General features: G+C 61.1%; 26 protein-coding genes and 1 pseudogene. 16 read left to right on the top strand and 11 right to left on the bottom strand.

What is annotated here, in order from left to right; translation table 11 throughout:
• Nucleotides 1-41 precede the first annotated feature (41 nt).
• The 13 genes from M2360_RS00135 (at nt 42) to M2360_RS00075 (ending at nt 10,701) form a co-directional block, all read left to right on the top strand.
• Nucleotides 42-1,301 (top strand): ABC transporter substrate-binding protein, encoded by a 1,260-nt coding sequence (locus M2360_RS00135; protein WP_280772342.1) that lies wholly within the window; start codon nt 42-44, stop codon nt 1,299-1,301.
• 216 nt (nt 1,302-1,517) lie between these two features.
• Nucleotides 1,518-2,459 carry a sugar ABC transporter permease gene (locus M2360_RS00130; RefSeq protein WP_280772341.1) on the top strand — a complete coding sequence of 314 codons (942 nt, stop codon included), beginning with the start codon at nt 1,518-1,520 and terminating at the stop codon, nt 2,457-2,459.
• 10 nt (nt 2,460-2,469) lie between these two features.
• Nucleotides 2,470-3,309, top strand: a complete 840-nt coding sequence (locus tag M2360_RS00125) for a carbohydrate ABC transporter permease (RefSeq protein ID WP_280772340.1) — start codon at nt 2,470-2,472, stop codon at nt 3,307-3,309.
• Entirely contained in the window at nt 3,306-3,776 is a 471-nt protein-coding gene (locus tag M2360_RS00120) for a DUF4304 domain-containing protein (RefSeq protein ID WP_280772339.1), read from the top strand. Before M2360_RS00125 ends, M2360_RS00120 begins: the two co-directional genes overlap by 4 nt.
• Nucleotides 3,760-4,815, top strand: coding sequence for a Gfo/Idh/MocA family oxidoreductase (locus M2360_RS00115; RefSeq protein ID WP_280772338.1), 1,056 nt, complete (start codon nt 3,760-3,762; stop codon nt 4,813-4,815). Before M2360_RS00120 ends, M2360_RS00115 begins: the two co-directional genes overlap by 17 nt.
• A gap of 13 nt (nt 4,816-4,828) precedes the next feature.
• Nucleotides 4,829-5,830, top strand: a complete 1,002-nt coding sequence (locus M2360_RS00110; RefSeq protein ID WP_280772337.1) for an ATP-binding cassette domain-containing protein — start codon at nt 4,829-4,831, stop codon at nt 5,828-5,830.
• Between the two features lie 7 nt (nt 5,831-5,837).
• Nucleotides 5,838-6,779 carry an ROK family protein gene (locus tag M2360_RS00105; RefSeq protein ID WP_280772336.1) on the top strand — a complete coding sequence of 314 codons (942 nt, stop codon included), beginning with the start codon at nt 5,838-5,840 and terminating at the stop codon, nt 6,777-6,779.
• Complete coding sequence (locus M2360_RS00100; protein ID WP_280772335.1) at nt 6,745-7,470, top strand: copper homeostasis protein CutC; 726 nt, start codon at nt 6,745-6,747, stop codon at nt 7,468-7,470. The genes M2360_RS00105 and M2360_RS00100 overlap by 35 nt, the downstream gene beginning before the upstream one ends.
• Before the next feature lie 55 nt (nt 7,471-7,525).
• Nucleotides 7,526-7,783 carry a hypothetical protein gene (locus M2360_RS00095; RefSeq protein ID WP_280772334.1) on the top strand — a complete coding sequence of 86 codons (258 nt, stop codon included), beginning with the start codon at nt 7,526-7,528 and terminating at the stop codon, nt 7,781-7,783.
• 62 nt (nt 7,784-7,845) lie between these two features.
• Nucleotides 7,846-8,103, top strand: coding sequence for a DUF2171 domain-containing protein (locus M2360_RS00090; protein WP_280772333.1), 258 nt, complete (start codon nt 7,846-7,848; stop codon nt 8,101-8,103).
• Nucleotides 8,104-8,261: 158 nt separating this feature from the next.
• Nucleotides 8,262-9,431 carry a zinc-dependent alcohol dehydrogenase gene (locus M2360_RS00085; RefSeq protein WP_280772332.1) on the top strand — a complete coding sequence of 390 codons (1,170 nt, stop codon included), beginning with the start codon at nt 8,262-8,264 and terminating at the stop codon, nt 9,429-9,431.
• Nucleotides 9,432-9,442: 11 nt separating this feature from the next.
• The gene (locus M2360_RS00080; RefSeq protein WP_280772331.1) at nt 9,443-10,234 is read left to right on the top strand and encodes an SDR family NAD(P)-dependent oxidoreductase; all 792 of its coding nucleotides are present in this window, start codon (nt 9,443-9,445) and stop codon (nt 10,232-10,234) included.
• A gap of 176 nt (nt 10,235-10,410) precedes the next feature.
• Nucleotides 10,411-10,701: a hypothetical protein gene (locus M2360_RS00075; RefSeq protein ID WP_280772330.1), complete on the top strand. Its 291-nt coding sequence runs from the start codon at nt 10,411-10,413 to the stop codon at nt 10,699-10,701.
• Here the strand turns inward: M2360_RS00075 and M2360_RS00070 are convergent.
• Genes M2360_RS00070 through M2360_RS00060 form a run of 3 tightly spaced genes read right to left on the bottom strand, consistent with a single transcriptional unit; the run spans nt 10,659 to nt 11,763 of the window.
• The gene (locus M2360_RS00070; RefSeq protein ID WP_280772329.1) at nt 10,659-10,847 is read right to left on the bottom strand and encodes a hypothetical protein; all 189 of its coding nucleotides are present in this window, start codon (nt 10,845-10,847) and stop codon (nt 10,659-10,661) included. The two genes, M2360_RS00075 and M2360_RS00070, sit on opposite strands and share 43 nt — an antisense overlap.
• Nucleotides 10,848-10,886: 39 nt before the next feature.
• Nucleotides 10,887-11,078, bottom strand: a complete 192-nt coding sequence (locus M2360_RS00065; RefSeq protein WP_280772328.1) for a DUF3008 family protein — start codon at nt 11,076-11,078, stop codon at nt 10,887-10,889.
• A 49-nt stretch (nt 11,079-11,127) separates the two neighbouring features.
• Nucleotides 11,128-11,763: a BON domain-containing protein gene (locus tag M2360_RS00060; protein ID WP_280772327.1), complete on the bottom strand. Its 636-nt coding sequence runs from the start codon at nt 11,761-11,763 to the stop codon at nt 11,128-11,130.
• Between the two features lie 144 nt (nt 11,764-11,907).
• Between M2360_RS00060 and M2360_RS00055 the strand changes: the two genes are divergently transcribed.
• Nucleotides 11,908-12,321: a hypothetical protein gene (locus M2360_RS00055; RefSeq protein ID WP_280772326.1), complete on the top strand. Its 414-nt coding sequence runs from the start codon at nt 11,908-11,910 to the stop codon at nt 12,319-12,321.
• Nucleotides 12,322-12,516: 195 nt separating this feature from the next.
• Here M2360_RS00055 and M2360_RS00050 read toward each other — a convergent pair whose 3' ends face one another.
• The 7 genes from M2360_RS00050 to M2360_RS00020 form a co-directional block, all read right to left on the bottom strand.
• Nucleotides 12,517-12,729, bottom strand: coding sequence for a hypothetical protein (locus tag M2360_RS00050; protein WP_280772325.1), 213 nt, complete (start codon nt 12,727-12,729; stop codon nt 12,517-12,519).
• Between the two features lie 55 nt (nt 12,730-12,784).
• Nucleotides 12,785-13,189, bottom strand: coding sequence for a hypothetical protein (locus M2360_RS00045; RefSeq protein ID WP_280772324.1), 405 nt, complete (start codon nt 13,187-13,189; stop codon nt 12,785-12,787).
• A gap of 24 nt (nt 13,190-13,213) precedes the next feature.
• A complete protein-coding gene (locus M2360_RS00040) occupies nt 13,214-14,047 on the bottom strand; it encodes a TIGR02587 family membrane protein (protein WP_280772323.1) in 834 nt (277 codons plus the stop codon).
• Between the two features lie 78 nt (nt 14,048-14,125).
• Nucleotides 14,126-16,333, bottom strand: a complete 2,208-nt coding sequence (gene glgB, locus M2360_RS00035) for a 1,4-alpha-glucan branching protein GlgB (protein ID WP_280772322.1) — start codon at nt 16,331-16,333, stop codon at nt 14,126-14,128.
• Nucleotides 16,330-19,608 (bottom strand): maltose alpha-D-glucosyltransferase, encoded by a 3,279-nt coding sequence (gene treS, locus M2360_RS00030; RefSeq protein ID WP_280772321.1) that lies wholly within the window; start codon nt 19,606-19,608, stop codon nt 16,330-16,332. Before treS ends, glgB begins: the two co-directional genes overlap by 4 nt.
• 10 nt (nt 19,609-19,618) lie before the next feature.
• Nucleotides 19,619-22,849 carry a maltotransferase domain-containing protein gene (locus M2360_RS00025; RefSeq protein ID WP_280772320.1) on the bottom strand — a complete coding sequence of 1,077 codons (3,231 nt, stop codon included), beginning with the start codon at nt 22,847-22,849 and terminating at the stop codon, nt 19,619-19,621.
• Nucleotides 22,850-22,878: 29 nt separating this feature from the next.
• On the bottom strand, nt 22,879-23,742 hold the full coding sequence (locus M2360_RS00020) for an SDR family oxidoreductase (protein WP_280772319.1): 864 nt from the start codon (nt 23,740-23,742) through the stop codon (nt 22,879-22,881).
• Between the two features lie 117 nt (nt 23,743-23,859).
• Here M2360_RS00020 and M2360_RS00015 point away from each other — a divergent pair, with 117 nt between their 5' ends.
• Complete coding sequence (locus M2360_RS00015) at nt 23,860-23,997, top strand: hypothetical protein (protein ID WP_280772318.1); 138 nt, start codon at nt 23,860-23,862, stop codon at nt 23,995-23,997.
• Nucleotides 23,998-24,000: 3 nt separating this feature from the next.
• On the opposite strand, the gene treZ is transcribed toward M2360_RS00015, so the two are convergent.
• Nucleotides 24,001-25,779: a malto-oligosyltrehalose trehalohydrolase gene (gene treZ, locus M2360_RS00010; RefSeq protein ID WP_280772317.1), complete on the bottom strand. Its 1,779-nt coding sequence runs from the start codon at nt 25,777-25,779 to the stop codon at nt 24,001-24,003.
• Nucleotides 25,780-26,015: 236 nt separating this feature from the next.
• Here treZ and M2360_RS00005 point away from each other — a divergent pair.
• Nucleotides 26,016-26,183, top strand: a pseudogene (locus tag M2360_RS00005) (D-galactonate dehydratase); the annotation flags it as partial.

Here is a 26,183-nt window from a genome sequence, read left to right as displayed (position 1 = left end):
TTCAAAAACGCCATAGTGGCGTCAACAAGAGGGAGAACAACATGACCCGCACCACAATCAAGGCTCTGCTCCTGAGCGCGAGCATCCTCGGCTATGCCGGGGCGGCGAGCGCCGAGGACGTCACGCTCACCATCGAGAGCTGGCGCAACGACGACCTGGCGATCTGGAAGGACAAGCTCATTCCGGCTTTCGAAGCCAAGCATCCCGGCATCAAGGTGGTCTTCTCGCCGATGGCGCCGACCGAATACAACTCGGCCATCAACGCCAAGCTGGAATCCGGTTCCGCCGGCGACCTGATCACCTGCCGCCCGTTCGACGCTTCGCTCGATCTCTACAAGAAGGGCTATCTCGCCGACATCACCAAGAATGCCGGCATGGAGAATTTCTCCGACGTCGCCAAGTCCGCCTGGACCACGGATGACGGCGCCGCCACCTTCTGCGTGCCGATGGCCTCGGTCATCCACGGCTTCATCTACAACAAGGACGCCTTCGACCAGCTCGGCATCACCCCGCCGAAGACCGAGGACGAATTCTTCGCCGCGCTCGAAAAGATCAAGGCCGACGGCAACTACATCCCGATGGCCATGGGCACCAAGGATCTCTGGGAAGCCGCGACCATGGGCTACCAGAATATCGGCCCGAACTACTGGAAGGGCGAAGAAGGCCGTCTCGCGCTGATCAAGGGCGAGCAGAAACTGACCGACGCCCAGTGGATCGAGCCCTACAAGACGCTCGCCAAGTGGAAGCCCTATCTCGGCGACGGTTTTGAAGCCCAGACCTATCCGGACAGCCAGAACCTGTTCACCCTCGGCCGCGCCGCCATCTATCCGGCCGGCTCCTGGGAAATCGGCGGTTTCAACACCCAGGCCCAGTTCAAGATGGGCGCTTTCGCGCCGCCGGTGAAGAAGGATGGCGACACCTGCTACATCTCCGACCACACCGACATCGCCGTCGGCATGAACGCCAAGTCGGCGCATGCGGAACAGGCCAAGACCTTCCTCACCTGGGTCGCTTCGCCTGAATTCGCCGATCTCTACGCCAATTCGCTGCCGGGCTTCTTCAGCCTCAACAAGACGGCCGTGAAGATGCAGGATCCGCTCGCGCAGGAATTCGTCTCCTGGCGCGAAAAGTGCCAGTCGACCATCCGCTCGACCTATCAGATCCTGTCGCGCGGCACGCCCAACCTCGAAAACGAGACCTGGGTCGAATCCGCCAATGTGATCAACGGCACCGATACGCCTGAGGTCGCCGCCGAGAAGCTCCAGAAGGGCCTCGACAGCTGGTACAAGCCCGCGAAGTAAATAGCTAAGAGAAGGCGGCTTTCGCCGCCGCCTCCTGATCTGCGAACATGCCCCTCATCCGGCTGCCGCCACCTTCTCCCCGCACGCGGGGAGAAGGCTGATGGAGCGCCGGCCTTGCCACATCCTCCTTCTCCCCGCCAGCGGGGAGAAGGTCCCGGCAGGGGGATGAGGGGCCATCGCCGCCTTCCACATCTTCTCTTGACCTGGACGAGCCAAATGGACGTCGACACACTTCCCGAAGCCGCGCCGCGGCGGCCCGTCCGCTGGCACATCGCTGTTTTCCTGCTGCCGGCGGTGCTGGTCTATACGGCGGTGATGATCATCCCGCTTGCGAGCACGCTCTGGCTCTCCTTCTTCAACGAAGTCGAGGGTCAAAAGACGTTCGTCGGTCTTGGCAATTTCGCCACTTTGTTTGGTGAAGCCAAATGGTCTGATGGCTTCTGGAATGCGCTCAAGAACAACGTCATCTTCTTCATCATCCATATGCTGGTGCAGAACCCGATCGGCGTGGCGCTGGCCGCGCTTCTGTCGATCCCGAAGCTGCGCTTCGCCACCTTCTACCGCACCGCCATCTTCATGCCGACGCTATTGTCCTTCGTGATCGTCGGCTTCATCTGGAAGCTCATTCTCTCGCCGATCTGGGGCGTGACGCCTTTCTTGCTCGATACTGTCGGCCTCAAATTCCTGTTCGGCCCCTGGCTCGGCAAGCCCAATTCCGCGCTAATTGCCGTATCGCTGATCTCGGTCTGGCAATATGTCGGCATCCCCATGATGCTGATCTATGCCGCGCTGCTGAACATTCCCGATGAAGTGATCGAAGCGGCCGAACTCGACGGGATCACCGGCTTCAGCCAGTTCTGGAAGATCAAGCTGCCGCTGATCCTGCCCTCGATCGGCATCATTTCGATCCTGACCTTCGTCGGCAATTTCAACGCCTTCGACCTGATCTACACCGTGCAGGGCGCGCTCGCCGGGCCGGATGGATCGACAGACATTCTCGGCACGCTGCTCTACCGCACCTTCTTCGGTTTCCAGCTGCAGCTCGGTGACCGCTCCATGGGCGCGACCATCGCCACGGTGATGTTCCTGATCATTCTCGCCGGCGTCGCTTTCTATCTCTTCGCCATCCAGCGCCGCATGCGCCGCTATCAGTTCTGAGGAGATCACGATGTCGAAAACCCGCTCCTCCCTCGGCCGCGCCGCCGCCGCCCACGCCGTGCTGATCGCCTATACGGCCATCGCGCTGTTTCCGGTGGTCCTGACCATTATGAACTCCTTCAAGTCGCGCAACGCCATTTTCCGCAATCCGATGCAGCCGCCGCTGCCGGGCACCTTCGATCTCGTCGGCTACACCACCGTGCTGAGCGGCGGCAGTTTTCAGATTTATCTGATGAACTCGCTGATCGTGACCATAGTGTCGATTTTCCTCGTCCTGCTGTTCGGCGCCATGGCGGCCTTCGCGCTGTCGGAATATCGCTTCCGCGGCAACACGCTGCTCGGTCTTTACATGGCGCTCGGCATCATGATCCCGATCCGCCTGGGCACGATCGGCATTCTCCAGGGCATGGTGGCGTTCAATCTGGTCAATACGCGGACGGCGCTGATCCTTGTCTATACCGCCCAGGGTCTGCCGCTCGCCATCTTCATCCTGTCGGAATTCATGCGCACGGTCTCCGACGATCTGAAAAATGCCGGGCGCATCGACGGGCTCAGCGAATACAAGATCTTCTTTCGGCTGGTGCTGCCGTTGGTCCGGCCCACCATGGCCACGGTCGCGGTCTTCACCATGATCCCGATCTGGAACGATCTCTGGTTCCCGCTGATTCTTGCCTCCTCCGAAGCGACCAAGACGATCACGTTGGGCGCGCAGATCTTCATCGGCCAGTTCGTCACCAATTGGAACGCGGTGCTCGCGGCCTTGTCGCTCGCCATCGCGCCCGTTCTCGTCCTCTACATGATTTTCTCGCGCCAGCTCATTCGCGGCATCACGGCAGGAGCAGTCAAATGAGTGTCGAGGTGAGCATTGTGATAGATGCATTGACCGAGACAGCTTTGGCCAACGGCTTCAAACCTGTCGGTAGTGTCTATTTCTACAAAGCGCATCCGGAAATAACCTGTGTCGTCAATTTGCAGAAGTCGCAATGGGGCCCGCAGCATTACATAAATGCGGGCGTGTCATTCTTTCGATTGTCGCCAACGCGTAGACCCAAAGTGTCGGGCCTGCACATTCTCTGGCGTGCGGATTCTGTCATCCAGGACAACTCGCCGCTGAGCAATGCCCTCGATTCGGAAGCCAGTCTAACGGATGTGAGTAGGCGCCAGATTATACGGGACCAGACTTACACGCATGCCTTCGCTCATTTGGCCAAGTGCACCACGGAAGCGACGTCGCTCGCTCTGGCACACGATATCGGCGCGGCCGTAAAGCGCTTGGCAAAGCCCACTAAGGAGACCGGAAATGCCCTCTCCCATTAAAGTTCTCGTCGCCGGCCTCGGCAATATGGGCCTCAGCCACGCCCAGTCCTATGCCAAGAATGACGGCTTCGAGATTGTCGGCCTGGTCAATCGCTCGTCGGTGCAACTGCCGGACCTGCTGGCCGGGCATGCGATCCGTCCCAATTTCGACGAGGCGCTCGCCGAGCTGAAGCCGGATCTCTGCTCGATCAACACCTATTCCGACAGTCACGCCGCCTATGCGATCAAGGCGATGGAGGCGGGCTGCCATGTCTTTCTCGAAAAGCCGCTTGCGACGACCGTGGCCGACGCCGAGCGCGTCGTCGCCTGCGCCCGCGCCACCGGCAGAAAACTGGTGATCGGCTATATCCTGCGCCATCACCCCTCCTGGATCAAGCTGATCGAGCTCGCCCGCGAGATGGGCCCGCCTTACGTCTTCCGGATGAACCTCAACCAGCAATCCTCCGGCAAGGCCTGGGAAACGCATAAAGCGCTGATGCAGACGACATCGCCGATCGTCGATTGCGGCGTGCATTATGTCGATGTCATGTGCCAGATCACCGATGCCAAGCCTGTCAGTGTGCGCGGCATGGGCGTGCGGCTCTCGGACGAGATCGCTGCCGACATGTACAATTACGGCCATCTTCAGGTGACCTTCGAGGACGGCTCGGTCGGCTGGTATGAGGCCGGCTGGGGTCCGATGATGTCGGAGACGGCCTTCTTCGTGAAGGATATCATCACCCCCAAGGGCTGCGTCTCGATCGTCATGGACCAGAACGCCAAGTCCGACGATATCGACACACACACCAAGACCTCGGTGATCCGCCGCCATCCGGCCAAGACCGGCCCCGATGGCCGCTTCGTCAGCGGCGACGAATTCCTGCAGATGGCGGGCGAACCCGGCCATCAGGACCTTTGCGATCTCGAACAGGCTTTCGTGCTCAGGGCGATCCGCGAGGATCTCGATCTCGACCGGCATATGCAGGACGCGGTGCAATCGCTGCGCATCTGCCTCGCCGCCGACGAGAGCGTGCGCACCGGCCAGCAGATCGCGCTTTGAACGGAGACTTCCAGTGGGCAATCTGAAACTCAAATCCATCCGCAAGGCCTATGGCCCGCTCGAAGTGCTCAAGGGCATCGACCTCGACGTGGCGGACGGCGAATTCGTGATCTTTGTCGGCCCCTCCGGCTGCGGCAAGTCCACGCTTCTGCGCTCCATCGCCGGTCTCGAAGACATCTCGTCCGGCCAGATCCTGATCGACGGCAAGGATGTGACCGTCACGCCGCCGGCGAAACGCGGCATCGCCATGGTCTTCCAGTCCTATGCGCTCTATCCGCATCTCACCGTGCGCGACAACATGACGCTCGGCCTCAAGCAGGCCGGCGTCGAGGCGGGCGTGATCGCCGAGCAGGTCAAGAAGGCGTCGACGATGCTGTCGCTTGAGCCTTACCTTGAGCGTCGGCCGGCCGAATTGTCCGGCGGCCAGCGTCAGCGCGTCGCCATTGGTCGCGCCATCGTGCGCGAGCCGAGCCTCTTCCTCTTCGATGAGCCGCTTTCGAACCTTGACGCGGCGCTGCGCGTGCAGACCCGGCTTGAAATCGCAGCGCTCCATCGTCGCCTCAAGGCGACCATGATCTATGTGACGCATGACCAGGTCGAGGCGATGACGCTGGCCGACAAAATCGTCGTGTTGAGCGCCGGCGCCGTCGAACAAGTGGGCTCTCCCATGGAGCTCTATAACAGGCCCGCCAATCTGTTCGTCGCCGGCTTCATCGGCTCGCCGCAGATGAACTTGATCGAAGCCGCCCGTCTGGGCGAGAGCGGTTACCAGACGCTCGGCGTCCGCCCGGAACACATTACCTTGTCCCGTGACAGCGGATTGTGGTCCGGCAAGGTCGTGCATGTCGAACATCTCGGCGCCGACACCATCGTCTATATCGAATCCGAGAAGCTGGGCACGGTCACTGTCCGCATGTTCGGCGAGCATCCCTATGCGCCCGATGAGATCGTCCATATGACGCCTGACGCCAAATCGCTCCATCGCTTCGACGCAGCCGGCAAGGCGATCAGGTAAACGGGGCATGATCCTCGCTCTCGATATCGGCGGCAGTTTCATCAAGGCGGCTTGGTCTCCGGAGCCGGGGAAGCTTGAGCCCATCGGTCGGATCGCGACGCCATCCGATTCGCTTGACGCTTTCGTCTCCGCCATCGTGGACCTGACCAAGGCTGCGCCGTCGAGTCCCCAGGCTCTGGCGATTTCCCTGACGGGGATCGTGGATCGCGATAGCGGACGCCTGACCTGCGCCAACATCCCGGCGCTTCACCAGACGATTCTTGCTCCGGCGCTGGAAGCGGCGCTCGGACTGCCGGTTCTGATCGCCAATGACGCGGATTGTTTCGCGCTCGCGGAAGCTGCGCGTGGGGCGGGCCGCGGACGCCATGTCGTGTTCGGGGTGATTCTCGGCTCCGGCGTCGGCGGCGGCCTCGTCAGCGGTGGGCGGCTCGTCAACAGCGCTGGCGGCTATGCCGGAGAATGGGGTCATGGCGCTTTTCTCCCCGCCGTAGCCGGCGATCCGCCGGAACGCATTCCCGCCTTCGAGTGTGGTTGCGGCCGCAAAGGCTGTTTGAACACCGTGGGCGGTGCGCGAGGACTGGAAGCCCTGCATCGCCATCTTCATGGAACAAACGCCGACAGTCACGCGATTCTCGCAGCTTGGGAGGCGGATGATCCGGCAGCGGCGCGGACAGTGGACATTTACAGTGATCTCGTCGCCCGCCTTCTGGCGCTCGCCATCAACATCACCGGCGCCGAAATCGCACCCGTGGGCGGAGGCCTTGCAAATTCCGAAAAGCTCCTATCTAACATCGACCGGAAAACGAAACCCGGAGTACTCGGCGTTTCCGAAAGGCCGCTGGTGGTCCAGGCGCAATGCGGACCCGATGCGGGCTTGATCGGCGCGGCGGCGTTGGGATGGAGCATGAACGCGGATGAGCGAAATTCTGCTGGAAGTGTGCGTGGATGATCTGGCGGGGCTTGAAGCCGCCATTTCAGGCGGAGCCGACCGCATCGAGTTGTGCAGCGCGCTTTCAACCGGCGGATTGACGCCGTCAGCCGGTCTGATGAGCGCGGCGGCGAAATCGCCGGTCCCGGTCTATGCGATGATCCGCCCCCGCATCGGCGCTTTCGTCTACACCCAGCGTGAAATCGAACTGATGTGCGAGGATATCCAATTTGCCGCCTCGGCGGGAATTTCCGGCGTGGTGATCGGCGCCAATCTTGCCGGCGGAGCGCTCGACGCCAAGGCGCTGAGGCAATTGTCCAACGCGGTGGGCCGCATGCCGCGCACCCTGCATCGCGCCTTCGATTTCGTGCCGGATATCGCATTGGCGATCGAGCTCGCCGTCGACTACGGTTTCGAGCGTATCCTCACCTCCGGCCGCGCAAAGACCGCGCCCGAGGGGCTCGATGATCTGGCCGAGGCTATCAGGCTCGCCGATGGGCGTATTTCGATCATGCCCGGTTCGGGGGTGACCCCAGATACAATCGGCCAGATCCTTGATCGGCTGCCGGTGCGCGAGGTGCATGGCTCTCTTTCCACACAAGCGGAAGAGGCCGATGAACGCGTCGTGGCCCTGGGCTTCAGCCCCCGCCAGACCCGCCGCACCGACGAAGCCACCGTGCGGGCGCTCAAGGCGGCTCTCGCCGCGCGCTAAAAACGGAACCGCCTTCCGCGTCAGGTGTTTACGGGTGATGCCAGGAGTGTCGCCCATGCCGAAATATTTCTTTTCTGTCTTAGACCGGGACGGCGCGTCCCCAGCCGAACGCGCCTATGAATTCGACAACGATTCCCAGGCCGTCGAGGAGGGTCGCAAGGCGCTGGCCGAAATGGCGCTGGATGGACTGCCCGGCGAACCATTGAACATGATCACGGTGGAGGTTTTCGACGAAAACCGCCGACCGATCGTCGAGATCCGGCTGACGCTCGAATTCATTCCGAAGAATGGCGGCCGTCCTACAATCATCTGACAGGACGGATCAAAACGACCGATCCTGCGTTTTCCCGAGGTAAAACCTCAAGGAGAACGACCATGACCATTCACGATATCAGAGAACATGCGGACGTCATCGGCAAGGACGGTCGCCATGTCGGCACGGTCGACCGCGTGGAAGGCGATCGCATCAAGCTCACCAAGGCCGATAGCCACGGCGCCGGCCATGAAGGCCATCATCACTTCATCGAGATGTCGCTGGTCGAAACGGTTCAGGAAAACCGCGTTCACCTCTCGGTTTCCGCCGACACCGCCATAATTCAGGAAGAAGAACAGTCAGGCGATCGCGCCCACTGATCCTGAGGGCGAAAAGCCATTGTCCCTCATGCAAAGCGCGCCGCCCACCCGGTGCGCTTTTGCATTTCCGGCTGATCGCATGGCGCAGGCGGGAACGCTTTGACGGCTCTCCGGTTGGGCGGCTTCGAGCTACTGCCGCCGCAACCGAGGAGAGAGTGATGAAAGCCCTGACCTGGCACGGAAAGTCCGACATACGCTGCGAAAGCGTGCCGGACCCAAAAATTCAGCATGGCCGCGACGCCATCATCAAGGTGACGGCCTGCGCCATCTGTGGCTCCGACCTGCATATCTTCGACGGCATGATCCCCGACATGCACAGCGGCGACATCGTCGGTCACGAAACCATGGGCGAGGTGGTCGAGGTCGGCAAGGACAATACCAGCCTGAAGGTCGGCGATCGCATCGTCGTGCCGTTCACCATTTCCTGCGGCGAATGCTTTTTCTGCAAGCGCGGTTATTTCTCCGCCTGCGAGCGCTCCAATCCCGATCACGAGAAGGCGCGGGCCATGTGGGGCAATTCGCCCTCCGGCCTGTTCGGCTATTCGCATCTTCTCGGCGGCTATTCCGGTGGCCAGGCCGAATATCTCCGCGTTCCCTTCGCGGATTTTGGCCCCATCAAAGTGCCGGACGGTTTGACCGATGAGCAGGTATTGTTCCTTTCCGATATTTTTCCCACCGGCTATATGGCGGCCGATTTCTGCAACATTCAGCGCGGCGACACGATCGCGATCTGGGGCTGCGGTCCTGTCGGCCAGATGGCTATCCGTTCAGCCTTTCTTTTGGGCGCTGAACGCGTCATCGCCATCGACACTGTGGCGGAACGGCTGGACCTCGCGCGCGAAGCGGGAGCGGTCACTCTCAACTTCATGGATGAAGACATCTATGACCGCATCATGGAACTGACCAGCGGACGCGGTGCCGACGCCTGCATCGACGCCGTCGGCACGGAGGCGTCGTCGGTGGCCAGCCTCGATTCCGTGATCGACCGCATCAAGGTGGCGACCTTCATGGGCACGGACCGGCCGCATGTGTTGCGCCAGGCCATCCATTGCTGCCGCAACTTCGGAACCGTGTCGATCGTCGGCGTTTATGGCGGCTTTCTCGACAAGATTCCGATGGGCTCCGCCATCAATCGGGGCCTGACATTCCGGATGGCCCAGACGCCGGTGCAGCGCTACCTGCCGGAATTGATGCGCCGCATCGTCGAGGGCGAGATCGACCCGTCCTTTGTCATCACCCATCGCGGGTCGCTTGAGGACGGCCCGGAACTCTACAAGACGTTCCGCGACAAGAAGGATGGCTGCATCAAAGTCGTCCTTAAGCCATAAGGAGAACGAACATGGCTATGAGCATTGGTAAACTTGCCGTCGTCACCGGCGCCTCGACTGGCATAGGCTTCGAACTTGCCAGAGTCGCCGCCCGGGAGGGTTATGAACTGCTGATCGCGGCCGACGAGGAGGCCGTTCACACTGCCGCCGAACAGCTACGCGCCGAAGGCGCGACGGTGACCTCGATTGTCGTCGATCTCGCGACATCCGTTGGCGTAACGCAACTGGTCGACAAGATCACAGCCAACCGGGCCGCGCCGGAAATTCTGATGGCCAATGCCGGTCGCGGGCTGGGTCACGCGTTCCTCGATCAGGATATCGTCGACATCAGGCATGTGGTGGACACCAACGTCACCGGGACTTTGGCGCTCATCCATGCGGTGGGCGGCATGATGCGCATCCAACGACGTGGCCGCATCCTGATCACCGGTTCGATCGCCGGTTTTATGCCGGGATCCTTCCAGGCGGTTTACAATGCGTCCAAGGCGTTTTTGAACAGCTTTTCCTTCGCGCTCCGGGATGAACTCAAAGATTCCGGCGTGACCATCACCTGCCTGATGCCTGGGCCGACCGAGACGCGGTTCTTCGATCGGGCCGGTCTGCTCGACACGTCTGTCGGACAGGCGGAAAAGGACGACCCCGTCGATGTGGCGCGCATCGGCTTCCGGGCGATGTTGGACGGCGAGGGCGACGTGGTCAGCGGCGTGAAGAACAAGCTGCAGGCCGCCATCGCCAATGTCACGCCATCTGGCGTATTGGCGAGCGCCCACAGAAAAATGGCCGAGCCTGGTTCGGCCAAATAATGATGTCGTAGCAGTTCGCGCGTCCGAGGCGCGCGAGCTGTTTCAAGTTTAAATTTTATTAATCCCTAAAAATCCATGGGCTAAATTTGGTTATTTCATTTGCGACATGAATAAGCGACAAATAGAGAACCACCGCAGTGAGACGCTTCGTCTGAAGCGGTGGTGGAGGACAATGAATGTCGCGGCACACCAGAGTTCACAGCCCAGGCGTCTTCGCAGGTTCGGAAGTGTCATTTCTGCGCAGCGTGATCCGCGAGCTTGAGAGAGAGCCATGGTATCCCCAATGCCGGGACCGGCAGGAGACCTTCATCTCGCTGGTGATCCGCGCCTATGATCGCGGTATGGTCTGCCGCGCTCGCCTCAAGACATTCGCATCGGTCGCGGCGCGGTTTTACTTTCCTGAAAATCGAGAGACGCTGGCGGTTCAGCCCGCCACGCGCATCGCGTCCGCGTCGCGGCGCATGTGACGGCGGCAATAGGCTTCCGCCGCGCGGATCCCGTCTTCCCGGCTGCGGAAGCGCTCGCGGAGGTCAACCACGCGGTCTCCGTCAATGATCGTGATGCTGCGATCGATCACGTCCCAGATGATCTGCGGATAATGGCCAGTCGGCATGATGTTTCCTTCCCGTCGCTACGCACAACTTGTCGCGGGCTAGTCGTTTGAGACATGGTCGGGCTTCCCCTTTCGCGGGGTGGAGGCCAATTCTTCGAGCTGCTTTTTGGACATGGATTCTTCCATGCTCCTGGATGCGCCACGAAACGCGCTTTTGGGCGCGTCGCCGCGTTTTTTTGCGGCAAGAGCTGCGCCGGCGGCCTTTTGCTGGGCTTTTGATTTTGCAGGCATGTCTCGCTCCTTGGGAGGCGGGCCCGATGAGCCCGCCAATCCGCCCACATCAACTGACGATGTTGGCGATGGTTCCGGTTTTCACGCGGATATTATTCTGAACATGCGCGACCCCGGACACAGAATCGGCGAGATCCTCGGCCCGCCGTTTGTCCTGACGGCTCGCCACCGTTCCCGAAAGCGTCACCTCGGCTTCGGCGACCATCACCTCGATATCGGACGCATCCACATAGGAATCCTGCATCAGTCGATCGTTGACGTCCTCAAGAATACGTTCGTCGCGGCGAACATAGCCTTTGGGTCCCTTGCCGCGGTGCTGGTCCTGTTCTCGCCGACGTTCGGCGCCCTCGTCGCCAAACCAGGAGGCAACCTCATCGGAAGCGCGATCAATGAAATCCCGCTTTTCCTCACGACCGCTCTGACCGTAGCGTCGACCGTCATCGTCGCGGTCGCGTTCTCGGTAGCGATGTTCCGGCTGCGCGTAACCAGAGTCACTGCGTCCGAACCCTGAAGGATTTCTCCCGCCGTCGGCGAAGTTTACATCCTCACGCTCCCGGAACGAGCCTGTCCGGTCCCAATCGGGATAGCCGCGAGCGCCGTAGAACGGGTCTACGTCGAAACGCTCGCGATCTCTGTTGGTCCGTTCGCGATTGCGGTCGTTGCGAAAATCATCTCTGCTCGCCATTGGGTTTCCTCTTCTATTCGAGACCATCATTGTCGTGGTCTTTCTGTGAGTAAAACCGCTATCCCATGCGTTCGGTTCCCCAGAAGAGATGTGGATCGGGAACTTCGGAAAACCTGCGGGGTTCATGTGCCAAAGGAGAGGTTCATGACCCATGATTGGAATGAAAGACGGATAAAGGCGCTGACGGGAGCCGTCGAACGGGCGATCCATATGATGATCGCCAATGCGAACGCGGCCGGATGGAGCGCCGACGAAGCGATTGCCGCGATTGACCGGGTCGTCGTGACATTGAAAATGAGCAATGCCTGCGATCCGGATCCCGCCGACGATCCCGTGTCGGATTGGGAAAACGGCACTGGGACGGCGGGCGATCCCAGCGCTGAAGATGTGAGTTCGAGGCCGGAAGGTCCGTGCGATCAGTCGGATGAGGATAAGGACATTAGGCTTGCGGAAGAAAACGCCGACCTTCCGACGCAAAATGCGCCTTGCGAGGATAGCCCGCCGCAAGGCGAACGGAATTCGGCGGCGATAATGCCGGAGCGCTTGATGCAGGAGTGAGCCGCCAGCCGCGCGAAATTTTCAGAGAAATCGGGAACCAACCTGGTTCAAAGAAGTTCGGTGCCCGCAGGAAGCGAACTGCCCCCTAGTTCCCCCGAGCTTCCTGTTGATTGATCGTCCTCCTCCGCGCGGAATGCGGACTTGGCCAGGTCTGGACTCCATCTGGCCCGGCGCGGGGGAGGACGATCTCTCTTTCTATTCGGAACCATCGGCGTCGCGCGTTTTCAGCGCATCGCTCGTATCCTTTCGGCGGGGGTTTTGATTGTTCTCGCCCATTGCGTCGCGATCTGTTTCCGGATCGTCCTTGGCGGGGATATAGCCGCGCGGCGTGTTCTCTTGAGGTCCCTCCCAATGCGGCCATTGGTCGGTGGTTCCGGGTTGTCCGCTTTTCGGTGTGTTGTTGGTCATTGTCTTCTCCTGTGTTGGGATGGAGACAACCGCGAAGATCGATCCTTGTTCCGTGTTACGGTTCGTTGAACCCTTCGGCGGTGACGCGAAACTCAAGCCCCCGGACGTCACGGAAAAACAACAGGCTTCCCTGTTCGCTGGATCCTTCCGGCGCATAGTCGATGACGGCGCGGCTTTCCTCCGCAACGGCGCCGTTCTCCAGCACCTGACCCTTTACTTGCACCTGCGCTGCCGTTTTCTCTCCCATGTTCACCAGCACGAAATCGACGCGACGGGGATCTGTCGGCGAAAGCGAGTGGACGATGCGCAACTCGACTGGACCATCCCCGGCGGTCACGCCATGAGCGGCAAGATAGGTGAAGCCGGAGGCGAACAGGATGACCGAAATGGCGGCGAGCACCCATTCCACCACCGGCGTGTCATCGGGCAGATCTTCCTGATCTTCACTCCGGTCATTCATTGCGTCGACCTCCGTTCCGCGTGACTACAACACCAGCCGCGCCGCAGCGGCGCCGATTGAGGCGGGAAAACCGAGCACCAGCGTCGCGCCGAGAAAGGTGTAAAAACTCAAGCCGTCGCTCCGCCCGAAAATCCATAACATCACCATGCTGATCAGCAGCGCCAGCACATATCCGGTCAGGCTGAAGCGCAGGAAAACCGAAAGATGAGAGCCCGCGCCGCGCGCTGAGCCGCCCTTGAAGTTGGAAACGTAGACGAAGACGTGCATGAGCAGCAGCGACGACAGCGCCAGGGCGATTTCCCGTCCCGCATCCATCTGAAACGCAATCAGGATGATTTCTTCGGTGGGGGCGACATTGAAAGACAGGAACAACGCGCCTGTCGCCATCAGGAAGATTTCGCCCCAGTAAGAGGATCTTGCCCGTCGGAGGTCGGACGTCGAGGATTCCCCTCCGAGCTGGCTGCGCGCCAGCATCGCACCGATGCCGCCGGGCACGATCTGGACAGCGATTTTGCCGATTGCTTCGCGGAGCGATGTCTCGAATGTCAGCGCGGAAAAAAGCCAGAGCACGAAGGTGGACATCAGGCCGGCGACGAGCAATCCCACGAAGACATCGGCGAGATCGTCCTTTAGCGAAAACGTGCGGCGAAAACCGCCGAAATAGGAAAGGCCGAGCAGCAGCGGGATCGTGGCGATCAGCAGCAGGCACAAGCGCCAGATTTCCATAGTGAAGCCGAGTTGCCACATTTCCATCGTCATCAGCATCGGCAGCGCGAAGATGATCGCGCCGCCCGCCGCGCGGCCGAGGCCGGCGAGAAAATGCCGTAAGCTGGGCTCCGACGCAGTGCTGATGCGCATAAAGGCCGCGTCTCCCCCTGATGTCCACTCTCGGCGGTGAAGCAACGGAATCCGCCTGGATTTGTTCCTGCAGCGCCGTCAGCTTGCGGTGACGTCTTTCAGATAAACGGTCGCCAGCGGCGGAAGCGTGAGCGCGATCGAGAATTCACGGCCATGGCTGGGAATTGTTTCTGCCCAAACTTCGGCGTCGCCCTGGTTCGAGCCGCCATAAATTTCGGCGTCGCTGTTGAAGATGACATGCCAGCGGCCTGGGAAAGGAACGCCGATGCGATAGCCCGATCTCGGCATCGACGTGAAGCTCGAAACCGCCAGCACCGCGTCTTTCCGGTCCTCGGCGTATCGCAGCATCGCGATGACGGAATTCCGTGTGTCGTCAGCCGTCGCCCATTCGAAGCCGCGGCTGTCGAGATCGCCGAATTGCAGCGCCGGCTCCCGGACGTAGAGATGGTTGAGATCGGCGACGACGCGTTGCAATCCGGCATGGCCGGGGTCGTCGAGAAGATCCCAATTCAGCGACCCGTCATGGCTCCATTCCGTCATCTGGCCGAGTTCACCGCCCATGAACATCAGTTTCTTGCCGGGATGAGCCCACATGAAGCCGAAATAGGCGCGGAGATTGGCGCGCTTCAGCCAGTCGTCGCCCGGCATTTTGCCAAACAGCGAACCTTTGCCGTGAACCACTTCGTCATGGGAAATCGGCAAAACGAAGTGTTCGGAATATTGATAGACCATGCCGAAGGTCATCTGGTCCTGATGATAGGCGCGAAACAGCGGATCCTTCTGCATGTAATCCAGCGTGTCATGCATCCAGCCCATGTTCCATTTGAAATCGAAGCCGAGCCCGCCCTGTTCCACGGGCGCGGTCACGCCCGGCCAGGCCGTCGATTCCTCGGCGATCGTCAGGGCGTGCGGCGCGCGTTGGCGGATGATGCTGTTGAGATGTTTGAAGAATTCCACCGCTTCGAGATTTTCTCGGCCGCCATATTGGTTGGGAATCCATTCGCCGGCGTTTCTCGAATAGTCGCGATAGAGCATGGAGGCGACCGCGTCGACGCGCAGCCCGTCGATATGGAAACGGTCCAGCCATTCGAGCGCCGAGGCGATCAGGAAACCCTTCACCTCGTTGCGGCCGAGATTGTAGATCAGCGTGTTCCAGTCGCGATGGAAACCTTCGCGCGGGTCTTCATGCTCATAGAGCGCGGTGCCGTCGAAACGCGCCAGTCCCCAGACATCGGTTGGAAAATGCGCAGGCACCCAGTCCAGCAGCACGCCGATGCCGGCGTCATGGCAGCGATCGATGAAATAGGCGAAATCTTCCGGCGTGCCATGCCGGCCAGTCGGCGAGAAAAGTCCGAGCGGCTGATAACCCCAGGACCCCCCGAAGGGATGCTCCATGATTGGCAACATCTCGATATGGGTGAAACCCAGCGCCTGCACATAGGGGATCAACCGTTGGCCGAGTTCCACCCAATTCAGGGAGCGATCACCCTCTTCGGTGATCCGCAGCCAGGAGGCGAGGTGAACCTCATAGATAGACATCGGCGCATTGAGATCGCGGTGTTCGCGATGGCGGCGCATCCAGTCCTCGTCCGTCCAGGCAAAAGGGCGGCTGGACACGACGATCGACGCTGTGGCGGGCGCAGCTTCGCTCGAACGTGCGACCGGGTCCGCCTTTTGCGGCAGGACCTCGCCTGTCGGCGCGATGATCTCGTATTTATATCTGTCGCCGGGCCCGAGCCGCGGCACGAACAGTTCCCACACGCCTGCTTCGCGGCGAAGCCGCATCGGATGGCGCCGACCGTCCCAACTGTTGAAGTCGCCGACCACGGAGACGCGCCGCGCATTCGGCGCCCAGACGGCGAACCGGACGCCCTCGACGCCCTCGACCGTCATGGCTGTCGCGCCCAAGATCCGCCCGAGATCGTAATGGGTCCCTTGGGCCAGGAGATGCAGGTCGAGTTCGCCAAGCAGCATGCCGAAGGAATAGGGATCTTCGGTTTCCTGCACTGCGTCAGGCCAGTGAATGCGCATGAGATAGCGATTGACCGGCTGCATCGGCCCGGCGAACAGGCCGCCGGGATGGACGAGTTCCGCCTGGCCGATTTCTGCGCCGGTGTCCGCGTCGAAGATGTCGACGCGCATCGCTCCCGGTAGAAGAGCGCGAAGCACACTCTGTTCGCCAACCCTGTGCTTGCCGAGTATGGCGAAGGGGTCGCCGTGGCGGCCTTCCAGCAGCGCCGCGACCGCATTCGGATCGATCGCGCCCATGTAATTCTGCGCTGTCATCGATGCGCCTCCATCAGTCGGTTGGCAATGGCCGCGAAGCCCTTGAGCGGAATGGGAAGCCAGCGGGGCCGGTTGCGGGCCTCGTAGCCGATTTCGTACGCCGCTTTCTCAAGCAGGAAGAGATCGATCAAGCGGGCTCGCCGTTCGGGCGAAAGCGAAAGAGCCGCATTGCCTTCGAGCGCGGCGGCGTAGTGTTCGAGGAAGGCGGTCTCCGCCTCGCTTTCGAACCGTTCGGTCAATTGGGTGCGATGCTCCTCGTTGGTCTCAGCCGCCGTGTCGCGATCAGAGTCAGCCGAGGCGGCGAGATAGCTGATCGAGCGCAGCAGACCGGCGACATCGCGCAGCGGGTTGGTCTTGGTGCGCCGTTCCGACAGCGCCCGCGCCGGCTCGCCCTCGAAGTCGATAATAAAAACATCGTCTTCGGCGACCAGCACCTGACCGAGATGGAAATCGCCGTGCACCCGTGTCTCGATCGCGCCTACCAGGGAGCCTGAAAGCGCCGAAGCGGCGGCCATCAGCTTTTCGCGCTGCGCCAGCAGCGGATAGATATAGCGCGCGCAGGCCGGGTCGAGATTCGGCCGGATATCGGCCAGCAAATCCAGGCAGCCGCTGAGCTCCGTCTGAAGCTGTTTCCGCCAGGCCTCCGCTTCGTGTTCGCCGGCCGTCGCGGGCGCAAAATCGGGATCGTCGCTCGGCAGCGCTAGGGCGGCGTGCAATTCGCCCAGACGTTTGCCAAGCACGCCCGCGACCTCTATCAACCCACGGAAGGGATCGCGTTCTTCCACGCCGGTTTCTTCGTCGCCTGAGGCGTTGACGATGACGTCTTCCAGACGGTGGCGCAATTCGTTCAGCATCCAAGTCCAGGCGTCGCCCTGATTGCGGATGGCGCCCTGAACGATCACGAGCGTGTAACGTTCGCCGTCAGCGTCGACGCGTGCGACTTCACCGAGCAACGGTGGCGTGTTGGCGTAGCCAACCTCGGTCAGATGCCGGGTCATCTCCACTTCCGGATGGATGCCCGGGGAAATGTGGCGGATGAGCTTGATCATCGCCATGTCGCCGAGGATCAGCGAACTGTTGGACTGCTCCGCCGACAGCCAGCGGATCGGCATGTCGTCGACCAGACTCAGGCAGTCGAGCGCGTCCGTGCCGAGAAACTCCAGCGATCCCGTCTTGCTCGACAGCACGGATCGCTCGCAAAGCCCGCGCACCACGCCCCGGGCGAGAGCCTCGGCGGCGAAACCGTCGGTCAGGAAGCCGACCCGCCGGCCATGGCGGACACGGGCGAGCGCAAGCTGTTGCGCCAGCGCCTGTGGCTGGGCGTCGTCCCAGGCGACCGCGAGCGGCAGCAGATAGGTCTCGGAGTGCCCCGCCAGCTGCACGCGCAGTTCGGTCAACACGAGATCGTTGGAGAAGGGCATTTCGGTGGCCGCGACGATCTCTGCGCCCACCATCGGTTCGCCCTTGGAGCCGAACCAGCGTCGTTTGCCAAGATAGGTCGGCAATATGTCGCGGGTTAGCGTCGTCCTGCAATTGCCGTCATCGAGCAGGTCGAGGAGACTGCGCCGCATCACCAGCGTGGTGAAGTCGGGCAATTGCTCCGGCGGCTCGGTTCGCCAGGCAGGTCCCTCGGTTTCCGCGAGCAACTGGAACCAATAGAAGCCATAGGGCGGCAGCGTCAGGAGATAGGTGAGTTGGCCGATCGGCGGGAAGGGCGACATGCCTGTAAGCTCCACCGGCACTCGCCCCTGAAAAGCTGAGAGGTCGAGCTCCACCGCCTGCGGCAGGCGCGAGAGATTGTTCACGCAAAGGATCGTCTCACCCTCATATTCGCGCAGATAGGCAAGCAGGCGACGGTTTTGCGGGGTGAGGAACGTCAGCTTGCCGCGCCCGAAAGCGATATGTTTGCGCCTCAGCGCCAGCATCCGCCGGGACCAGTTGAGCAGAGAATGCGCGTCGACGCTTTGCGCCTCGACATTCAGGGACTCATAGCCGTAGAGCGGGTCCATGATCACGGGCAGCACCAGCCGTGCGGGGTCGGCGCGGGAAAAGCCTCCATTTCGGTCAGGCGACCATTGCATCGGCGTGCGCACGCCATCGCGGTCGCCGAGATAGATATTGTCGCCCATGCCGATCTCGTCGCCGTAATAGATCACCGGCGTTCCGGGCATCGACAACAGCAGCGCGTTCATCAGTTCGACGCGGCGGCGGTCCCGCTCCATCAGCGGCGCAAGACGACGTCGGATGCCGAGATTGATGCGGGCGCGGCGATCGGCGGCGTAGATGTTCCAGAGATAGTCGCGTTCGGCGTCGGTGACCATTTCGAGCGTCAGTTCGTCGTGATTGCGCAGGAAGATCGCCCATTGGCAATTGTCCGGGATCTCCGGCGTCTGGCGCATGATGTCGGTGATCGGGAAGCGGTCTTCCTTGGCGATCGCCATATACATCCGCGGCATCAGCGGGAAATTGAATGCCATATGGCATTCGTCGCCATTGCCGAAATAGTCGCGGGTGTCCTCCGGCCACTGATTGGCCTCGGCCAGCAGCATCACGCCCGGATGGGTGGAATCAAGGGCTGCGCGAATGCGGCGCAGGATTTCATGGGTTTCCGGCAGGTTCTCATTGTTGGTGCCTTCACGCTCGACGAGATAGGGAATGGCGTCGAGGCGGAAGCCATCGATCCCGGTTTCGAGCCAGAAACGCATTACCTTCAGAAGCTCTTCCATCACCCGCGGATTATCGAAATTCAGATCCGGTTGATGCGAGTAAAACCGATGCCAATAATAGGCGCCGGCCTGGGGATCCCAGGTCCAGTTGGATTTCTCGGTGTCTATGAAGATGATCCGGGTTTCCGGAAATTTCTGGTCGCTTTCGGACCAGACATAGAAATCGCGTTCGGGAGAACCCGGCGGCGAATGCCGCGCGCGCTGGAACCATGGATGCTGGTCGGACGTGTGGTTGATCACCAGCTCGATGATCACCTTCAATCCGCGTTCATGGGCGGCCTGCACGAAGGCGCGGAAATCCTCCATCGTGCCGTAGTCAGGGCTGACATTGCCGTAATCGGCAATGTCATAGCCATCGTCGCGGCGAGGCGAGGGGAAGAAGGGCAGAAGCCAGATGGCGGTCGCGCCGAGCGAGGCGATGTGATCGAGCTTCTGGTTCAGGCCGGTGAAATCGCCAATGCCGTCGCCATTGCCGTCGCAGAAGGATTTGATATGCAGCTGGTAGATGATCGCATCTTTGTACCAGAGCGGATCGAGATGTTCGTCCATGGGCGTCTCCTCACCTTGCGCGCCAGATCGAGAAGGGCAGCCCCTGCGGATCAAGCCGCAGTCGCTGCCATTTTCCGCGCCATGCGAAGCGATGGCCGCCGATCAGGTCCTCCACCGAAAGCGCGCCATCGTCCGGGAGGTTCCACTTCCAGAGCGGGATTTCGACATCGGCCTCCTGCGGCGCATGCGGATCGAGGCTGACGGCGATGAGCAGCACGTTCTCGCGGCCCTCGCTGGCCTTCTCGAAAAACATCACATTGTCGTTATAGGCAGGCAGCAGCGTCAGGCCGAGATGCGAGTGCAGCGCCGGGTTCTCTCGTCTGATGCGGTTGAGGAGGGCGACTTCGCGCTTGATGTTGCCGGGCCGATCGTAATCCCAGGCGCGGATTTCGTATTTCTCGCTGTCGGCGTATTCCTTGCGCTTGGCGTCCGGGCGGCCCTCACAGAGTTCGAAACCGTTATAGACTCCCCAGAGCCCGGAAAGCGTCGCCGCCAGCGCGGCGCGGATCAGATAGGCCGGCCGCGGCGCGTTCTGAAGAAAGTCCGGATTGATGTCGTGCGTGTTGACAAAGAAATGCGGGCGGAAAAAGTCTCGCGGCGGCTTCTCCGTCAATTCGCGCATATACTCTTCCAGTTCCCATTTCAGATTTCGCCAGGTGAAATAGGTGTAGGACTGCGAAAAGCCGATCTTCGCCAATCGATACATGACCTTCGGCCTGGTGAAGGCTTCCGACAGGAACACCGCTTCGGGATGGCGATTGCGGATGTCGGCGATCAGCCATTCCCAAAATGGAAAAGGCTTGGTGTGCGGGTTGTCGACCCGAAACAGTGTCACGCCGTTGTCAATCCATGTCTGGACGATGTCGCGCAAAGTGATCCAGAGGGAAGGCGCGGCGTCCGGCCCGTAGAAATCGACATTGACGATGTCTTCATATTTCTTCGGCGGGTTCTCCGCATAACGCACGGTGCCGTCGGGACGCCAGTCGAACCAGCCGCGATGCTCTTCGAGCCAGGGATGATCGGGTGAGGCCTGGATGGCGAGATCCAACGCAATTTCCAACCCGTGATCTCGCGCCGCCGCAACGAGTCGACGGAAATCTTCGAACGTGCCGAGTTCGGGATGAATGGCGTCATGGCCGCCTTCTGGTGATCCGATCGCGTAGGGACTGCCGGGATCATCTGGCGCTGGCGTCAGAGAATTGTTGCGCCCCTTGCGGTTGGTCTTGCCGATCGGATGGATCGGCGGAAAGTAGAGAACGTCAAAGCCCATGTCGCGGATGGCGGGCAAGCGTCGAATCACGTCGTTGAATGTGCCGTGCCGATGCGGATCGCCGCTCTGGGAGCGCGGAAAGATCTGGTACCAACTCGCGAAGGCCGCTTCGCGACGTTCCGCGTCAAGAGGAATGACGTTTGAGCGGGTGCGGAACGGGCGCGCATCTGCGTCCGCCATCAATTTAAAAGCATTGTCGGACAGCAGCAGCGCCACCCTTTCGGCGCTGTCTGTCTGGGCCAGCCGCTCGATAAAAGCTCGAAGGCGGGATTTGAGCGGGTCGTCCGCCCGATCCTCGGCCTTGCGGATCAGGGCCGCGCCCTCCTGCAATTCCAGCGTGAGATCCAGCCGCGCCTCATGTTTCTTCTGAAGTTCATAGCGATAGATGGCGAAGGGATTGCGCCAGGCCTCGATTTGGAATTCGTGTCGACCGAGACGCTGCGGCGTGAACTCCGCCGTCCAGCGATCATTGCCGAGAAGCGTCATCGGCGTTTCCCGCCACGCCGCCTCATCGGCGGCGCGCCAAAGAAGCGCCGCCGAAAGGGGATCATGGCCGTCGCCGAAAACATCGGCCTCGACGCGAACCAGCGAGCCGACAATGCGCTTGACCGGAAAACGTCCGGTGTCGACGCTGGGTGTCACCGCCTCGATCGCGAGTCGCGGATCTTCCACGGCTGTGTCGGCAGTCGCCACCCGGATCGCGCCCCGGATCGGCTGGCCGCGCTCGCCGACATAGATCTTGATCTCGCCGGGCCGCAGCCGCGCCAGCGCATTGAGAGCGGCGCCGTCGCCCATAGCCGGCTTGAGCGGCAAGAAGCCGGATGATGCCTCGCGCAAGGCGTTGAATGGCGCTGACACGCCCAGCCGCAGATCGCGATTGACGAGTATGGCCGTGAGCCTGTCGGACGTCGAAAAGCTCGGCCCTTCCGTTCTGAGGAGCGTCAGGCAAGGCGTCCCGGAGGCTGCCAGGATCTGCAATGGCCCCTTGGATGTTGAAACGGATCGCTTTGCGGCGCGGTTCAGGTCTCGAATGGTGGACGTGAGATTGAAGCATCCAGACACTTGAAGATGTTGCAAGCCGCCATCTCCCCGTAGCGGATCGAGAGGGCGGGTTGCGCCGAATTCGAAACCCATCGGCATCATGAGGCCATCGCCGATCTGGTCGGCTAGTCGGACGCCGCGCAGCGCATTCCGTTCAAGAATCTCCCGACTTTCAGCCCCATGGGCGACGCGCTTGCCATAGGGCGCTTCGGGAAAGGCGATTTGCCAGCCGAGATCCCTCTGCAACTCATATTCTTCGGCAAACCAAGGCGCCTCGAGATCCCACCACGCAAACGACGAGAAACATCCATCGAAACCGGCTCCTCGCAGCCGGCGGCGTATGTCGAAATCGGTTCCAGGCGTCCAGGCCAAAAAAATCGCTCTATCGTCCTCGGCGCGGCTTCGGTCAATAATGGCTCGCCAGAAATACGTCGACGCATGTGCAATTCCCTGGCAGCGAAAGCCGGAAACACCCAGAGCGCTGAAGCGGGCTAGCCGGTCGCCCCAGATCGCAGCCGTCTTTTCGTCGGCGATGTCCAACCGACTGCCGCCGCGGCGAATCGGCCCGATACGTGGATCGAAGGGGCGGGGACCGCGAGGATCTGGCTCGACGTCGACGACGATGTCGAGCATGAGCCCAAGCCCTTCTTCCGCGGCGAGGGCGACCAACCGGCTCAGGGCTGCATCCGCATCTGATCCGAGACCGAGTTCCGGATCGGCCCGTGCATAATCCGAGGTCACAAACACGCTGGCGCCAGGAGGCCGCGCGAAAATGGGCGCGGTTAGTATCTTGTCGAACCCCAGATCATGCGCGTGGTGGAAGATGCGCCGCCAATGGTCTTCGCTCTTCATCGCCAGCGGATGAACAAAGTAGATTCGCGGCGGCGCTGCCGCGTCCCTGGAAGCGGTAATCGAAGTGGGGTGTGTCATGGCGTGTCCAAACTGCGCGGGGAGGGCGGTCAGATCATGATCTCGCCGCCGGTGACCGGGATGACTGCGCCGGTCATGTAGCTGCCGAGTTCTGAGGCAAGCAGCACATAGGCGCCGGCGAGTTCGGCTGGCTGCCCCGCCCGTCCCAGCGCCGTTTGCTTGCCGAAATTCTCTACTTTTTCCTGCGGCATGGTGGAGGGAATGAGCGGCGTCCAGATCGGGCCGGGCGCAACTGCGTTGACGCGGATGCCCTTGTCGGCCACCATGGCCGACAGGCCAGCGGTGAAATTGAGCATCGCGCCTTTCGTCGAGGCGTAGGCCAGCAAGTGCGGCGAGGGCTGCTTCGACTGGATCGACGTGGTGTTGATGATCGAGGCGCCCGGCTTCATATGCGGAATTGCCGCCTTCGACAGGTAGAAGGGGGCATAGATATTGGTGCGGAACGTCGTGTCCCATTCCTCCGCCGTGATATCGGCGATGTCGGCATAGGTGCGCTGGAACGCGGCGTTGTTGACGAGGATATCTATCCCGCCGAGCTCGCCGACCACTTTCTCGACCACTGCAATGGAATGCGCTTGCTCGGAAATGTCGCCTGGAATGGTCAGCGCCTTCCGCCCGGCTTCCTCGATCAGACGCGCGGTGTCATCGGCGTCGCGATGTTCCCGGAGATAGGCAATGGCGATATCGGCGCCTTCTCGGGCGAAAGCGATGGCCACAGCGCGGCCGATGCCGGAGTCTCCACCTGTGATCAGCGCGACCTTGCCTTCAAGTCGCCCATTTCCGCGATAACTCTGTTCGCCATGATCCGGCGGCGGATCCATGCTCGGCGTAAAGCCGGGCGGGGACTGTTCCTGCTTTGGCTGGGGAGGTTCGGGGCGGCGGGTGTCGGACATCGGTTCGCTCCTGTAAATCCTGCTTCTCCTGAACCATTCGCCGCCCGGAATGTTCCGCAGATGAGGGCGGATGCTCGATGACTGCAAACGACGAGGATATGGACAGGTGCGGGACGGATGACGCGGCGGATGGGCTATCTGATCCTGGCGGTGAATTTGTCGCTGCTCGTCTGGGCGGGCGTCATCTATGGCCTGTCCAGCCTGATCAGCGGTGACGACGCCATCGATCCCGAGCCGACAGCCAGCACCGAATGAGTGTCAAATAGGTTCGATGGTCCAGATGACGGACCACGGCGCGCGCAAACCGTCTCTGTCCATATGGCTGCGCCAGATGATTTCGCCCTGCGCTTCGTCACGCGCCGGTATGGCCGTTGCGCCGAGATTGACACTTAAGCCGAGCGTCGCGTCGTCATAGCGCCAGGAAACATCCAGCCGAGATCCAACCGACTGAAAATGTGCCGCCCGGCAAGCTTGCTTGAGGAGAGGGAAGATTTTCTCCCGTCGGATCGCCAGCAGCGATTTATAGAAGTCCAATGAGTTGCCAGCGAGATCATCGGTGCATTCCTCCCAATCGAGCTTGGCGGAGAGAAATGTCTCTTCCGAAGTCGGATCAGGGATCTTGTCGGCATGTTCGGGTTCGAAGCCGGGAAGACGCGACATTTCCTTACTGCGGCCCTCGCGGACTTTTCGGTTCAGCTCTTCGCCAAAATCGCAGACATAGGGAAATGGACGGGTTGTTGCCCATTCCTCTCCCATGAACAGCATCGGGATCTGTGGCGACAGGAGATAGATCGAGGCAATGGCCCGCAACGCGTCCGGTTCGACATAGGCCGCCATGCGATCGCCGAAGGCGCGATTGCCGATCTGGTCATGGTTCTGGATGAAGGCCACGAAGGCCTGGGCCGGCAGATGCGCGCTCACTCCGCCCCGGGCCGAGCCGCGATAGGGCATATCCTGCCCCTGATAGATGAAACCCTCGCAAAGCGCACGGCCCAGGTCTTCGGGAAGCGTCTGATAATCGGCGTAATAGCCGATGGTTTCGCCGGTGGCGGCCACGTGTAGGGCGTGATGGATGTCGTCATTCCATTGCGCGGTATAAGCGACGGCCGCGCCATCGTCATCGCGCAAGAGCAAGTCGGGATCATTATGTTCGTTTTCGACGACGAGATGAATCATTCTGTCGCCAGCCCCCGCTCTGACGCGCCGCGCCAATTCGTCGAGCAGATGTTCGTCGCTGGCGTCGTCGATCGCATGCACCGCGTCCAGCCTCAATCCGTCCATGCGGAATTCGTCGATCCAGTATAACGCGTTCTGGATGACATATTCGCGCACCAGCTTGGAATCGGCGTCATCAAAGTTGATGCCCGCGCCCCATGGTGTGTGGTGGCGTTCGGTGAACAGGGGCGCATAGAGACCCATGTAATTTCCGTCCGGACCGAAATGGTTATAGACCACGTCGAGCATGACCGAGAGCCCAAGCCGATGGGCTTCATCGACAAAAGCCTTGAGATCATCCGGCGACCCATAAACAGAAAAGGGCGCGTAGTGCAGGACGCCGTCATAGCCCCATCCCCAGCGGCCGGGAAATTCGGCGAGCGGCATCAATTCGATCATCGTCACGCCGAGTTCGGCAAGATAGGCGAGCTTGTCAGCCGCCGCCCTGAAGGTTCCCTCCGGCGTGAAGGCGCCGACATGCAGTTCGTAAAGGATCGTTTCGTCCCAGGCGCGACCACTCCAGTCAGGCGTTCGCCAGAGATAGTGGAGAGGGTCGACAACTTCGCTCGGCCCCTTGAGGCCTTCGGGTTGATATCGCGATGCTGGATCGGGAATTTCGAGGCCATCCTCCAGCACGAAACAATAGCGGGTTCCTGCCTTTGCCCCGTGCACATCGAGGATACGCCAGCCGCCATCTGTTGTCGTCATTGGTTGGGCCGGACCTCCATCGATTCGGAGACCCACACTTTCCCGCAGCGGCGCCCAGAGCCTGAAGAGTACGCCGTGTTCATGAATGACGGGACCATAGGCGAAATGGGACAATGGTTCAGGCCTCCTAGCAAGATCGACGTCCCTGCTAACGCTCAGCTGTGGAAGCCTGTTCCTGGAGAAACGCAACTAAATATTTCCTAAATTTTACTAACCACGCTTGGCGCGGCGGGGAAGCCGGATTATGGATGCCCATGGGAACGTCAGGCGGGGAGGAGCGCGCCGGAACGGCGCGACGATCCGCGAGGGCGTCTTTTTGATCCAAGAAAGGCGAATGGGAGCCGACAACCATGAAAATCACCAAGCTGACCACCTATATCGTCCCGCCGCGCTGGTGCTTCCTGAAGATCGAGACCGATGAGGGCGTCACCGGCTGGGGCGAACCCGTGGTCGAGGGCCGCGCGCTGACGGTGGAGGCCGCCGTGCATGAGCTGGCCGACTACCTGATCGGCAAGGAC

Source organism: Rhizobium sp. SG_E_25_P2 (assembly GCF_029892285.1).
Taxonomy (GTDB): Bacteria; Pseudomonadota; Alphaproteobacteria; order Rhizobiales; family Rhizobiaceae; genus Rhizobium_E.
The sequence above is the reverse complement of the archived record's forward strand: the minus strand, read 5'-3'. Positions and strand labels throughout refer to the sequence as shown.